This is a genomic window from Arthrobacter sp. NPDC055585, from assembly GCF_053619115.1.
In genome coordinates this window covers 15,166-27,754 of sequence record NZ_JBSHIT010000011.1, presented here as the reverse complement: position 1 = coordinate 27,754, position 12,589 = coordinate 15,166, and the positions used below count along the sequence as shown (strand labels likewise).

Below are 12,589 nucleotides of genomic sequence, written 5' to 3'. Positions count from 1 at the left end.
TTGAAACCGTATGAGATTGCAAAAAGATTTACAAGCTAAATCGATTTCAAACTGTTTTGAAACTAGAACAGACTGACAGGCTTCACGATGTCCGCGTAAATCAGCAGTGCGCCCATGCCCATCAGCAGCACGGCGACGGCATAGGTCACCGGCAGCAGCTTGGCCATGTCGAACGGCCCCGGATCCGGGCGGCGGAACAGCTTCGCGATGCCGCGGCGCAGGGATTCCCACAGCGCGCCGGCCACGTGCCCGCCGTCCAGCGGCAGCAGCGGGATCAGGTTGAACACGAACAGCGCCAGGTTCACGCTGCCCACCAGCCCGATCAGCGTGGCTACCCGGTTCTGCAGCGGGGCTTCTTCCATGGAAGAGATTTCCCCGGCGATCCGGCCCACGCCCACCACGGACATGGGACCGTTGGGGTCGCGCTCCTCGGAGGAGAAGGCCGCCTGCGCCACGTCAGCGATCCGCTGCGGAAGGTTCACAACGACGCCGGCAATCGCCTGCAGGTTCTCCCCCACCATGGGCAGCACCTCAGTGGCGGGCTGGCGGACCAGGGCGGTCTGCGACCCGACGCCAATGAAGCCGACTTCTTCCGTCACCGGATTACCGGCATCGTCCAGGACCGGCGTGCCGTCTTCTGCGCTGACGGGGCGTTCGGTCAGCAGCGGGGTGATGCTGGCTTCGGCTTCGACGCCGTCCCGCTCGTAGGTCACGGTGACGGAGCGTCCGGCAGCCTCCCGGATCAGGCCGGAGAGCTCGGTCCAGTCCGAAACCGGCTGGCCGTCGAACCGGGTGATTTTATCCCCGGGCAGCAGGCCTGCTTCATGGGCCGGTGCCGCGGGATCCGTGTCTGCGCATTCGGTCTGCCCGGCGGCAGCCTGGCTGCCGCTGATCACGCATTCGTTTACGGAGGCGAGGGTGGTTGTGGCCTGTGCGCTGCCGAATCCCATCAGCAGCACGGCGAAGAGCACAATGCCGATGAGCAGGTTCATAAACGGCCCGCCGAGCATGATGATGATCCGCTTCCAGACGGGCAGTTTGTAGAACACCCGGTTCTCATCACCAGGTTCCAGGCGGTCGGTTTCTGCCTGGCGGGCATCCACGGCCAGCTGCTGGAACATGCCGGTGCTGGACCGGCGCACATCGCCGTCGTGCGTTTCCTTGTTCGGCGGGAACATGCCGACCATGGACACGTACCCGCCCAGCGGCAGCGCCTTGACGCCGTATTCGGTTTCCCCGCGCCGGCGGGAGAACACTGTGGGGCCAAACCCGATCATGTACTGGGTGACGCGGACCTTGAACGCTTTGGCAGGCAGCAGGTGGCCAACCTCATGCAGCGCAATCGATACCGCGATGCCGGCGGCCACGAACAGCACACCCAGGATAAAAAGTAGAACGCTCAACGGACTTCCTTAACTTGCTCAGCCTCAGCCGATTCGGGCCCGGGCTGCGGAACGGGCCCACTTTTCGGCTGCCAGCACTGACGCCAGGGTCAGTTCACCGGACTCCGTGTGCTCGGCCAGCACGGCGGCGATCGTATCAACTATGTCTGTGAATCCAATGAGACCGTCGTGGAAGGCATCCACGGCTTCCTCGTTGGCGGCGTTGTAGACGGCCATGCCGGTTCCGCCGGAAGCTGCCGCCTGCTTGGCGAGGCGGACTGCCGGGAAAGCCTCTTCGTCCAGCGGCTCGAAGGTCCATTCGGTGGCCTTTGTCCAGTCGCAGGGGGAGGCAGCACCGGGAACCCGCTCCGGCCAGCCCATACCCAGGGCGATGGGCAGCCTCATGTCCGGCGGGGATGCCTGGGCAATAGTGGAACCGTCCGTGAACTGGACCATTGAGTGCACAATCGACTGCGGATGGACCACCACATCAATCCGCTCCAGCGGCACGTCGAAGAGCAGGTGCGCTTCGATGACTTCAAGTGCCTTGTTGACCATGGTGGCTGAGTTGGTGGTGACCATCCGGCCCATCTTCCAGGTGGGATGCGCCAGCGCCTGTTCGGGGGTGACGTCTGCCAGCTCTTCACGGCGGCGGCCGCGGAACGGTCCACCGGAGGCAGTGACCACCAGCCGGTCCACTTCCTCGAAGGTGCCCGAGCGCAGCGCCTGAGCCAGGGCGGAGTGTTCGGAATCGACCGGTACCAGCTGGCCGGGACGTGCAGCCTGCTTCACCAGGGCACCTCCGACGATCAATGATTCCTTGTTGGCCAGGGCCAGCATGTGTCCCGCGGCAAGGGCTGCGAGGGTCGGTTCAAGTCCGATTGAACCGGTCATCCCGTTGAGGACAACCTCGGCCTCGGGCCAGGCTGCGACGGCGGTGGCGGCGCCGGGGCCAACGAAAAGTTCCGGGTCGTAGCCGGTCACGGATGCTTCGGCACAGGCCCGGCGAAGGGCGTCCTCCAGCGTGGCGAGGTCCACGGCGGCACAGCCGACGGCGGCAGCCCGGGTGTGGACGGCCTGACGGGCCAATAGGTCAAGGTTCTTACCGCCGGCAGCCACGGCAACGATGCTGAACCGGTCCGGCGCGGCATCGGCGACGTCGATTGCCTGGGTGCCGATTGAACCGGTGGATCCCAGCAGGACCACTCTCCGGGGAACCCGCTCTCCGGAGGACTCCGGATGTTCGCTGGCTGCCGCTGTTACGGGATCAAGGGGCTCAGATGGCTGCATGCTCTCAAGTATCCCGCACCCTGCACCCAGACAGCGTTAGCTGGCGCTTTGCCGTCCCAGTGTCCGGCCGGGGGTGTGCGGCGGAACTCAAAGTGCTACCGGCAGGGCAGCCACGGCATCGGGGATGGGATCGGTTCCCGTCACCAGTCCCAGGACCTGTCTGCTGCCTCGTCCGGTTTTCGCCAGTTCAGCCAGGACTGCTGCGACGTCCTGCCGGGGAACCGTGCTGGAGGCCACGTCCGGGCCCAGTTCCACCAGACCCACCGGGTCGCCGTTGGTCAGCGTGCCCGGCCGGAGAATGGTCCAGTCAAGGTCGGTCCGTGCCATCAGGTCTTCCTCTGCCGCACGCTTGGCCACGAGGTAGGCAAACATTGCGTCCTGGAGCCCTTCCGGGCGCTGCCCGCCGCTGACGGATTCAGTGCCGGCCGAGGATATCTGGATCAGCCGCCCAACCCCTGCCTGCTCGGCGGCTTCGGCCAGCAGGACGGCCCCCGCCCGGTCCACGCTGTCTTTCCGCGATATGCTGCTGCCGGGTCCGGCTCCGGCCGCGAAGACGGCCAGGTCCGCTCCGGTAAGGACCTGGGTGAGGTCCTCAAGCGTGCTGTTTTCAAGGTCAAGAATGACGGGGGCCACGTGGTCCGCCTCAAGATCACCGGCTTGGTCCGGGTTGCGGATAAGGCCGGCGACGTCGTGGTCCGCGGCGACCAGCAGCCGGCCGGTTTCGCGTGCAATCTGCCCGTGGGCTCCAGCTATGACTATGCGCATAGCCCAAGTATCAGCGGCGTCGGGCCGCAGCGTCCCGTACGTGCACAAACTCGTGGCTGCTGCGGGCCGATTCGCTTGTGTTTAGCCCGGGATTCCGGCCCGGCGCAGCGTCTGCTCGGCCTGGCGCAGCAGCGGGCCGTCGATCATTTCGCCGCGGAAACTGAATACTCCGCCCTGGCTCCGGGCTGCTTCCAGCAGCTCCCGGGCGTAGGCCTTTTCCTCTTCGGAGGGAGCGAAGGCAGCACGGACCGCGGCAACCTGCCCGGGATGGATGCAGGCCTTGGCAGCGAAACCCGACGCCGCGCCGTCGCGCGCTTCTTCCTCCAGGCCGGCGGTGTCCGCGATGTTGCCGTAGATGGAGTCAATCGCTCCCTTGCCGTAGGCTCCGGCAGCCAGCAGCACCGTGGCCCGGGTCTGGACTGCCACAGGCCGGTAGCTGCCGTCTGCGCGGCGGCTGGATTCACCGCCAAGGGAGGCAAGGAGGTCCTCGGCACCCCACATCAGTGCCGTGACGTTCTTCTCCCGGGCAATGTCGGCTGCCCGCAGCACGCCCAGCGCTGTTTCAACCAGGGCCACCACGCTGACGTGCCGAAGGGCGTGCCCGATCTCCCCCGGGTCCTCGGCCTTGGCTGCCATCACGTACCGGTAATCCGTGGCGGCGAGCGCCTCCATGTCAGCCCGGAAGGAGCTGCTGTTCACCGGGTTCACCCGCACGATGGTCTTGTCCGGGTCCAGCGCCGATGCCGCCAGGTTCTCGCGGGCCTGTTCCTTGTCTTCGAAGGCGACGGCGTCCTCCAGGTCCAGGATGACGGCGTCAGCACGTTCGGCGGCCTTTTGGAAGCGTTCCGGGCGGTCCGCCGGGCAGAACAGCAGTGCAGGTCCCATGGGGAAAGTGGTCATTCGGGTGTGCTCCTTGCCTCGAGTTCGCGGGTCCATACCAACGTACCGGCGTTTATCCCCGGGACGCGCTTCCACCGGCCTGCGTGAACCCTTCCGAGGTCCACATCAGCGCAGTCCGGGAGAACGTGGCCACTACGGTGCCGTCCTGGTTGTAGCCGGTGTGCTCCAACGTGACGATTCCCTGACCCGGCCGGGAGCCGGAGAGCCGCTTGGCGGCTATCCGGGTCTGGGAATAGAGGGTGTCCCCGTGGAAGAGCGGATGCGGAAACGCAATGCCGGTCATGCCCAGCTGGGCCACCAGGGTTCCCTGGGTCAGCTGGCTGACCGACTGGCCCACCATTACCGCAAGGGTCAGCATTGAATTGACCAGCCGCGCCCCGTAGGGCTGGCCGGCGCTGTAGGCAGCGTCCAGGTGCAGCGGCTGGGTGTTCATGGTCAGAGTGCTGAACAGCACGTTGTCCGCCTCGGTGAGCGTGCGGCCCGGCCGGTGCGCGTACACCGTGCCCGGCTCGAGTTCATCGAAGAAGAGTCCGCGCTGCACCACCACCCTGCCCTCAGCGGTTTCCCCGGGAGCGGTTCCGCCGGCTGCCTCAGACACCAAGAGCCACCTCCAGCGGCGCTCCGGTGGCAGCCACCACTTCCTCAATCGAGACGCCGGGGGCGGTTTCACGCAGCACCAGACCCTCCGGGCCTACCTCGATGACCGCCAGGTCCGTCACGATCAGGTCCACGCAGCCCCGGCCGGTCAGCGGAAGGGAGCACTCGGAGACGATTTTCGGCCGGCCGGCGCGGTCCACGTGCTCCATCATCACGATCACGCGCTTGGCACCGAAGACCAGGTCCATGGCTCCGCCCATGCCCTTGACCATCTTCCCGGGAATCATCCAGTTGGCCAGGTCACCGTTCGCTGCCACTTCCATGGCGCCCAGCACGGCCACGTCCACGTGGCCCCCGCGGATCATGCCGAAGGACTGCGCCGAGTCGAAGAACGCCGCCCCGCGGTTGACCGTGACCGTTTCCTTGCCGGCGTTGATCAGGTCCGGGTCCAGTCCTGCTTCCTCCGGATAGGGGCCGACGCCGAGAATCCCGTTCTCCGAGTGCAGCACCACTTCCACGCCTTCGGGAATGAAGTTCGGAATCAGGGTGGGCATGCCAATGCCCAGGTTCACGTACTGGCCGTTTGTCAGCTCACGGGCTACGCGGGCCGCTAGTTCATTGCGGGTCAGTGCCATTACATTGCCTCCTTGGCTGCGGTGCCGCCGGTTCCGGGAACGGGGTTCTGTTCCGCGACGGTCCGCTTCTCGATGCGCTTCTCGCCCGGACCGGTCTGCACCACCCGCTGAACGAAGATGCCGGGAACATGGACTTGCCCGGGATCCAGTTCCCCGGGTTCCACGAGTTCCTCCACCTCGGCAATGGTGATCCCCCCGGCCATGGCACAGAGCGGATTGAAGTTCATGGCAGAAGCATGGAACACCAGGTTGCCGTGCCGGTCGCCCTTCCAGGCGTGGACAAGTGCGTAGTCCGGGGTGAGGGATTCTTCCAGCACGTAATCCCGGCCGCCGAAGCTGCGCACCTCCTTGGGTTCCGATGCCTGCGCCACCGCGCCCTCGGCGTCGTACTTCTGCGGCAGCCCGCCCTCACTGACCTGCGTGCCAACCCCGGCCGCGGTGTAGAAGGCGGGGATGCCGGCACCGCCGGCGCGCAGCTTCTCCGCCAGGGTTCCCTGCGGGGTAAGAACCACTTCGAGTTCGCCGGCCAGGAACTGGCGGGCAAACTCCTTGTTCTCCCCCACGTAGGAGCTGACCGTGCGGCGGATGCGGTGGTCGGCCAGCAGCAGGCCGAGTCCCCAGTCATCCACGCCGCAGTTGTTGGAGACCGTTTCGAGTTCATCCGCGCCCTGGGCATGCAGGGCGGAAATGAGGACCTCCGGGATGCCGCAGAGGCCGAACCCGCCTACGGCCAGGGACGCTCCGCTGGGGATGTCTGCCACGGCTTCTTCGGCCGTGGCCACTGTCTTGTCAATCATGGTGGTGTCCGTTCGTTAATCGCCGTTGACTAACCCTGTTCCGGCCCTAGAGCCCCAGCTCGCGGGCAATGAGCATGAGTTGGACTTCGGTGGTGCCTTCCCCGATTTCCAGGATTTTCGAGTCCCGGTAATGCCGCGCCACCGGGAATTCGTTGATGAAACCGTAGCCGCCAAAGACCTGGGTTGCATCCCTCGCGTTGTCCATCGCGGCTTCTCCGGCTACGAGTTTCGCCATGGCGGCCTGCACCTTGAACGGTTTTCCGGCGAGCATCCGGGCCGCGGCGTCGTAGTAGGCGAGCCGGGCGTTGTGCGCCCGGGTCTGCATGCGGGCGATCTTGAAGGCGATTGACTGGTTGCTGCCGATCGTGGTGCCGAACGCGCTTCGCTCCTTCGCGTAGCGCAGTGCCTCGTCCACGCAGCCCTGTGCAGCGCCGGTGGCCAGGGCGGCGATTGCGATGCGGCCCTCGTCCAGGATCTGCAGGAAGTTCGCAAAGCCGCGGCCTTCGGCACCCAGCAGGTTCTCCTGTGGCACCCGGACGTCGGCAAAGGTGAGCGGATGGGTGTCCGAGGCGTTCCAGCCCACTTTGTTGTAGGCCTTCTCCGCCGTGAAGCCAGGGGTGCCGGAGGGAACGATGATGGTGGAAATGTGCTTGCGGACGCTGCCGTCCGGGTTGGGTGTGGTGCCCGTGACTGCGGTGACCGTCACCAGGGAGGTGATGTCGGTGCCGGAGTTGGTAATGAATTCCTTGCTGCCGTTGATCACCCACTGGCCGTCCTGGAGCCGGGCGGTGGTTCTGGTGCCGCCGGCGTCGGAGCCTGCCTCGCTCTCGGTGAGTCCGAACCCTGCGAGCGCGGTGCCCTGTGCCAGGGGCGGCAGCCAGCGCTGTTTCTGTTCTTCGGTGCCGAACCGGTAGATCGGCATGGCGCCCAGGGAGACACCGGCTTCCAGGGTGATGGCTACTGACTGGTCCACCCGTGCCAGCTGTTCCAGCGCCAGGGCCAGGGCAAAGTAGTCTCCGCCCATTCCGCCGTATTCTTCCGGGAAGGGCAGGCCGAACAGGCCCATCTCCCCCATCTGTTCCACCACCTTGTAGGGGAAGGAGTGTTCGGCGTCGTGCTGGGCGGCTACCGGGGCAACGACTTCCTCGGCGAATTCCCGGACGGTGTCCGAGAGGACCTGGTGTTCTTCACTGAGTTCAAAGCTCGGCATTGCGGCCTCCTTGGGTAGGGGTTCCGGGTTCTTCTGCGGGAACAACGGTGGCCAGGACCTGGCCGGCCTTGACCAGGTCTCCGGGCCGAAGGGAGATTGCTACGCGTCCGGAGACGGGAGCCGTGAGCTGGTGTTCCATCTTCATGGCTTCCACACCAAGGAGCACCTGGCCGGCTTCAACGGTGTCCCCGTCCGCTGCCGTCACGGTGACCACCGTGCCGGGCATCGGCGAGCGCAGCACCGGATCCGCTGCGCCTTCGGTTCGGCCGGCAGCAGCCAGGGCGCTGCGCAGCAGCTCCCTGCGGCCGGGCAGTTCCAGCGCGGCGGTGTATCCGTCCCGGGAGGTCCAGAGCACAGGCGTTCCGCCCCCGCCACCGGTATGGGAGAAGTGCAGGGAATGCACGACGCCGTTCAGCACCAGCCGCAGGCGGCTTCCGTCGACGTCCAGGCCGGCGGTGAGGGCCTCCCCGCCGTCAAGGCGTACCCGGGCGTCCTGCGGCGTGCCCTGGACTTCCACGCTGCGGATGGTGCCTCCGGCGTCAACGGATACGGTCAGCGGGCGGCGTCCGCCGATCCGCCAGCCGTCTGCCCGGCCCCATGGCGGGTTCACCGCACCCGGCCCGGGCTGCCCGGGCAGCTGTCCCTGCAGCGCTGCCAGCCGGAGCAGCGCAGCGGCGGCGAGTTCGGGCTCGCCGGGTTCGGAGAAAACCAGGTCAGGCAGGCGCCGTTCAATCAGTGTGGTGTCCAGGTCCCCGGCCTGCACGGCGGGGTCGGCCAGCAGGAGGCGGAGGTACTCAATGTTGGTGCCGATGCCCAGGATCACGGTCTCTGCCAGCGCGGTATCCAGCCGCTGCAGTGCCTGCTCCCGGTCCGCGCCCCAGGCAATGACCTTCGCGAGCATCGGATCGTAGCTGGAGGAGACCGTTTGTCCGGCCAGCAGGCCGGAGTCGGTGCGGATTCCGTCCCCTGCAGCCTCCTGCAGCAGCTCCACGCGTCCGGCGGTGGGCAGGAATCCCGCGGCCGGGTCTTCGGCATAGACCCGGGCTTCTACGGCATGGCCGTGCAGCCGCACCTCCTCCTGGGAGAAGTCCAGCGCTTCACCGGCGGCGATCCGGACCTGCCATTCCACCAGGTCGATTCCGGTGACCATTTCCGTCACGGGATGCTCCACCTGCAGGCGGGTGTTCATTTCCATAAAGAAGAACTCATCGGGCGCTTCGCCGGAGACCAGGAATTCCACGGTTCCTGCTCCGGTGTAGTCCACGGAGCGCGCGGCCTCGCAGGCCGCGGCGCCGATCCGTTCCCGGGTGGCGGCGTCGAGCAGGACCGAGGGCGCTTCCTCGATGACCTTCTGGTGCCGGCGCTGCAGGGAGCATTCGCGTTCGCCCAGGTGGATGACGTTCCCGTGGGTATCGGCGAGCACCTGAACCTCGATGTGCCGGGGCGCGGAGACCAGCCGTTCCAGGAACAGGGTGTCGTCGCCAAAGGCCGACGCCGCCACCCGCCGTGCGGAGGCGAGGGCACCGGGCAGGTCGGCGGGATCAGTGACTGCATGCATTCCCTTGCCGCCGCCGCCGGCGGAAGGCTTGATCAGCAGCGGATACCCCACGGCTTCGGCTGCGGACATCAGGTCTGCGTCGCTCAGCCCCGGTTCGGCAATCCCGGGGATCACCGGCACCCCGTAGCCGGCCACATGGTTCTTGGACGCGATCTTGTCCCCCATCAGCTCCAGCGCCTTGATACCGGGGCCAATGAAGGCAATGCCGTTTTCTCCCAGCAGCCGGGCGAAGGAGGCGTTCTCGCTCAGAAAGCCGTAGCCCGGGTGAACGGCCTGCGCACCGGAAGCCAGGCAGGCCGCCAGCACAGCCTCGGCGTCGAGGTAGCTGCGCCGCGGATCCGCCGGACCCAGCCGCAGCGCCGTGTCAGCTTCGCGCACGTGCCGGGCCCCGGCGTCGTCGTCGCTGTAGACAGCCACGCTGCGAAGTCCCAGGCGTTTCAGGGTGCGGATCACGCGGCAGGCTATTTCGCCGCGGTTGGCCACCAGAACAGTAGTTATAGTCATGTGCTCACATCCGGAAGAGGCCGAAGGAAGTTTCGGGAAGCGGGGCGTTGGCGCAGACGTCCAGGGCCAGACCCAGCACGGTGCGGGTATCCCGGGGATCGATGATTCCGTCATCCCAGAGCCGGGCCGTGGAGTAGTAGGGGCTGCCCTGGGACTCGTAGTCCTGCCGGATGGGTTCGCGGAAAGCTTCTTCCTCCTCGGTGCTCCATTGTTCGCCGCGGGCTTCGAGCCCGTCGCGGCGGACGGTCGCCAGCACGGCGGCAGCCTGGTTTCCGCCCATGACCGAGATCCGGGCGGCCGGCCACATCCACATAAAGCGCGGCGAATAGGCCCGGCCGCACATTGAATAGTTTCCGGCGCCGAAGGATCCGCCGATCACCACGGTCAGCTTGGGCACCCGGCAGGTGGCGACGGCGGTGACCATCTTGGCCCCGTGGCGGGCGATCCCTCCGGCCTCATAATCCCGCCCGACCATAAAGCCGGAAATGTTCTGCAGGAAGATCAGCGGGATGCCGCGCTGGTCGCACAGTTCAATGAAGTGCGCGCCCTTCTGCGCGGATTCGCTGAAGAGCACCCCGTTGTTCGCCACGATGCCCACGCGGTGTCCGTGCAGCCGGGCGAACCCGGTGACCAGGGTGGTGCCGTATTCCTTCTTGAACTCGTGGAACTCGCTGCCGTCGATGATCCGCGCAATGACCTCCCGCACGTCATACGGCGTCTGCAGGTCGGCCGGAACCGCGGCGTAGAGCTCTTCCGGATCAACGGCAGGCTCCACGGCCGGCACCGGTTCCCAGGCCCGGGCCGGTTCGGGGAACGTCTCGGCGATGTCCCGGACGATTTCCAGGGCGTGCGCGTCGTTTTCGGCAAGGTGGTCCGTGACGCCGGAGGTCCGGGAGTGCAGCTCACCGCCGCCCAGTTCCTCAGCGGTCACAACTTCACCGATGGCTGCTTTCACCAGCGGGGGCCCGCCCAGGAAGATGGTGCCCTGGTTGCGCACAATCACGGTTTCATCGCTCATGGCAGGCACATACGCGCCGCCGGCAGTACAGGAGCCCAGCACCGCTGCGATCTGCGGGATTTTCGCCGCTGACATGCGGGCCTGATTGTAGAAAATCCGGCCGAAGTGCTCCCGGTCGGGAAAAACCTCGTCCTGCAGCGGCAGGAACGCTCCGCCGGAGTCCACCAGGCAGATGCAGGGAAGCCGGTTTTCCAGGGCTATCTCCTGGGCCCGCAGGTGCTTCTTCACCGTCATGGGATAGTAGGTGCCGCCCTTGACCGTCGCGTCGTTGGAGAGCACCATCACGTGGCGTCCGTGGACCAGACCGATTCCGGCGATCAGCCCGGCAGCCGGGCATTCATCGCCGTACATGCCGTTGGCGGCCAGGGGTGCGATCTCCAGGAAGGGACTGCCGTCATCGAGCAGTGCCTCAATCCGCTCCCGCGGAAGCAGCTTGCCGCGTGCAGTGTGCCGCTCCCTGGACCGGGGCGGGCCACCCTGTGCCGTTTCGGCAAGGCGTTTGTGCAGTTCGCCGGCCAGCACCCGCTGGGCTGCCTCATTTGCGGCGTACTGCGCGGATGCCGGATTCAGCGCTGTGGCAAGGGTCTCCATCGACTTCCTTTGATTGAGCGTCTTTGGCAGCGTGCGCCGGAGTGCCGACGTCAGTTAATGCCCGCTAACTCAAATTAGGTTAGTGGCTATTAACTGACCTGTCCACCACAATGGAAGGGTTGCCAAGAAGAAATCCGGAAAGGCAGGCATGGACTCCACCAAGAGCACACCGCGCACAGTTACCGGCAGGAGTGCCGCCAAAGCCTCCCGGCGTGCGGCGATGCTGGACGCCGCGGCTGCGCTTTTCGCCGAGAAGGGCTACAACGGTGTCTCCATCGAGGAGCTCGGTGCCGCCGCCGGAGTCAGCGGACCAGCCGTGTACCGCCACTTCAGCGGCAAGTCCGCCGTACTCTCCGCCCTCCTGATCGGGGTCAGCAAGGATCTGCTGGAAGGCGGGATCGCCGTCGTCGCTGAATCCGACACGGCCGAGGTCGCGCTGAGCGGGCTGATCGAGTTCCAGGTGGACTTCGCGCTGCGCCAGCCGAACGTCATCCGGGTCCAGGACCGGGACCTCGCCAGCCTTCCCGAGGCAGACGAACGCGCCGTCCGCCAGCTCCAGCGCCAGTACGTGGAGGTCTGGGTGGACGCCATTTCGGCACTGCACCCAAACTCCGATCTGCCGCTGCTGCGCCACCGGGCGCAGGCAATCTTTGGGCTGATCAACTCCACTTCCCACACCCTGACCAGCAAAACCACTGCCCGCGAGACCGTCAAACTGCGGGCGCTGCTTGAACGCATGGCGTGGGCAGCACTGAATGCCTAGTAGGCTAAGAAAAACCCCCGAGCAGAAAGACCTGCCGTGATTGAGCTTCGTGCCGTAGAACCGGGCGACGTTGATGAGTTCTTCAGCCATCAGCTGGACCCGGGCGCCAACCATATGGCTGCCTTTGCCGCCAAGAATCCCTCGGACCGGGGTGTCTTTGACCTCCACTGGCAGCAGATCCTCAGCGACTCGGGCATCACCGTTCGCACCATCGTTGCCGACGGCGACGTAGTTGGCTCCATCCTGGCTTACCGCGACGGCAGCATTCCGGAGATCAGCTACTGGATCGACCGCTCGCGCTGGGGGCAGGGAATTACGACGGCGGCCGTGGGCCTTTTCCTCGAAGAGTTCCCTGAGCGCCCCATCCGGGCACGCGCCGTGGCAGACAACGTGAGCTCCATCCGCATTCTGGAACGCTATGGCTTCAAGGTCATCGGTGAGGCACAGACCTTTGCCAACGCCCGCGGTGCCGTGGTGCGGGAGCTCGAACTCGAGCTCGCCTAGTATTTTGCAGTAACTGCAGCAGGGCCCCTTACCCGCGGACGGCGGAAAGGGGCCCTGCTGCCCTTTAATGGCGGT

Annotated in this window: 12 protein-coding genes; 2 read left to right on the top strand and 10 right to left on the bottom strand. The window is 66.1% G+C overall.

Annotation, left to right across the window (positions count from 1 at the left end):
• Nucleotides 1-62: 62 nt before the first annotated feature.
• The 10 genes from ACWGQ2_RS16420 to ACWGQ2_RS16375 all read right to left on the bottom strand — a co-directional run bounded on the left by ACWGQ2_RS16420 (nt 63) and on the right by ACWGQ2_RS16375 (nt 11,247).
• Nucleotides 63-1,403, bottom strand: a complete 1,341-nt coding sequence (locus tag ACWGQ2_RS16420; RefSeq protein ID WP_452019159.1) for a M50 family metallopeptidase — start codon at nt 1,401-1,403, stop codon at nt 63-65.
• Nucleotides 1,404-1,427: 24 nt separating this feature from the next.
• A complete protein-coding gene (gene dxr / locus ACWGQ2_RS16415; protein WP_452019157.1) occupies nt 1,428-2,672 on the bottom strand; it encodes a 1-deoxy-D-xylulose-5-phosphate reductoisomerase in 1,245 nt (414 codons plus the stop codon).
• 87 nt (nt 2,673-2,759) lie between these two features.
• Nucleotides 2,760-3,437 carry an NAD(P)-binding oxidoreductase gene (locus ACWGQ2_RS16410; protein ID WP_452019155.1) on the bottom strand — a complete coding sequence of 226 codons (678 nt, stop codon included), beginning with the start codon at nt 3,435-3,437 and terminating at the stop codon, nt 2,760-2,762.
• Nucleotides 3,438-3,518: 81 nt separating this feature from the next.
• Nucleotides 3,519-4,337 (bottom strand): HpcH/HpaI aldolase/citrate lyase family protein, encoded by an 819-nt coding sequence (locus ACWGQ2_RS16405; RefSeq protein ID WP_452019153.1) that lies wholly within the window; start codon nt 4,335-4,337, stop codon nt 3,519-3,521.
• A gap of 52 nt (nt 4,338-4,389) precedes the next feature.
• Nucleotides 4,390-4,935 (bottom strand): MaoC family dehydratase, encoded by a 546-nt coding sequence (locus ACWGQ2_RS16400; RefSeq protein ID WP_452019151.1) that lies wholly within the window; start codon nt 4,933-4,935, stop codon nt 4,390-4,392.
• On the bottom strand, nt 4,928-5,569 hold the full coding sequence (locus ACWGQ2_RS16395) for a CoA transferase subunit B (protein ID WP_452019149.1): 642 nt from the start codon (nt 5,567-5,569) through the stop codon (nt 4,928-4,930). The genes ACWGQ2_RS16400 and ACWGQ2_RS16395 overlap by 8 nt, the downstream gene beginning before the upstream one ends.
• Complete coding sequence (locus ACWGQ2_RS16390) at nt 5,569-6,366, bottom strand: CoA transferase subunit A (protein WP_452019147.1); 798 nt, start codon at nt 6,364-6,366, stop codon at nt 5,569-5,571. Before ACWGQ2_RS16390 ends, ACWGQ2_RS16395 begins: the two co-directional genes overlap by 1 nt.
• Nucleotides 6,367-6,412: 46 nt before the next feature.
• Complete coding sequence (locus ACWGQ2_RS16385; protein ID WP_452019145.1) at nt 6,413-7,576, bottom strand: acyl-CoA dehydrogenase family protein; 1,164 nt, start codon at nt 7,574-7,576, stop codon at nt 6,413-6,415.
• Nucleotides 7,563-9,638: an ATP-binding protein gene (locus tag ACWGQ2_RS16380; RefSeq protein ID WP_452019143.1), complete on the bottom strand. Its 2,076-nt coding sequence runs from the start codon at nt 9,636-9,638 to the stop codon at nt 7,563-7,565. The genes ACWGQ2_RS16385 and ACWGQ2_RS16380 overlap by 14 nt, the downstream gene beginning before the upstream one ends.
• A 4-nt stretch (nt 9,639-9,642) precedes the next feature.
• A complete protein-coding gene (locus ACWGQ2_RS16375) occupies nt 9,643-11,247 on the bottom strand; it encodes a carboxyl transferase domain-containing protein (protein ID WP_452019141.1) in 1,605 nt (534 codons plus the stop codon).
• A gap of 148 nt (nt 11,248-11,395) precedes the next feature.
• Between ACWGQ2_RS16375 and ACWGQ2_RS16370 the strand changes: the two genes are divergently transcribed.
• Together ACWGQ2_RS16370 and ACWGQ2_RS16365 are read left to right on the top strand one after the other, a co-directional pair.
• A complete protein-coding gene (locus tag ACWGQ2_RS16370; protein ID WP_452019139.1) occupies nt 11,396-12,010 on the top strand; it encodes a TetR/AcrR family transcriptional regulator in 615 nt (204 codons plus the stop codon).
• 36 nt (nt 12,011-12,046) lie between these two features.
• Nucleotides 12,047-12,514, top strand: a complete 468-nt coding sequence (locus tag ACWGQ2_RS16365; RefSeq protein ID WP_422400418.1) for a GNAT family N-acetyltransferase — start codon at nt 12,047-12,049, stop codon at nt 12,512-12,514.
• Nucleotides 12,515-12,589: the final 75 nt, after the last annotated feature.

Coding starts and splice junctions, on each gene's coding strand:
- dxr (WP_452019157.1), bottom strand. CDS start 2,672: ATGCAGCCATCTGAGCCCCTTGATCCCGTAACAGCGGCAGCCAGCGAA.
- ACWGQ2_RS16410 (WP_452019155.1), bottom strand. CDS start 3,437: ATGCGCATAGTCATAGCTGGAGCCCACGGGCAGATTGCACGCGAAACC.
- ACWGQ2_RS16405 (WP_452019153.1), bottom strand. CDS start 4,337: ATGACCACTTTCCCCATGGGACCTGCACTGCTGTTCTGCCCGGCGGAC.
- ACWGQ2_RS16395 (WP_452019149.1), bottom strand. CDS start 5,569: ATGGCACTGACCCGCAATGAACTAGCGGCCCGCGTAGCCCGTGAGCTG.
- ACWGQ2_RS16390 (WP_452019147.1), bottom strand. CDS start 6,366: ATGATTGACAAGACAGTGGCCACGGCCGAAGAAGCCGTGGCAGACATC.
- ACWGQ2_RS16385 (WP_452019145.1), bottom strand. CDS start 7,576: ATGCCGAGCTTTGAACTCAGTGAAGAACACCAGGTCCTCTCGGACACC.
- ACWGQ2_RS16380 (WP_452019143.1), bottom strand. CDS start 9,638: ATGACTATAACTACTGTTCTGGTGGCCAACCGCGGCGAAATAGCCTGC.
- ACWGQ2_RS16375 (WP_452019141.1), bottom strand. CDS start 11,247: ATGGAGACCCTTGCCACAGCGCTGAATCCGGCATCCGCGCAGTACGCC.
- ACWGQ2_RS16370 (WP_452019139.1), top strand. CDS start 11,396: ATGGACTCCACCAAGAGCACACCGCGCACAGTTACCGGCAGGAGTGCC.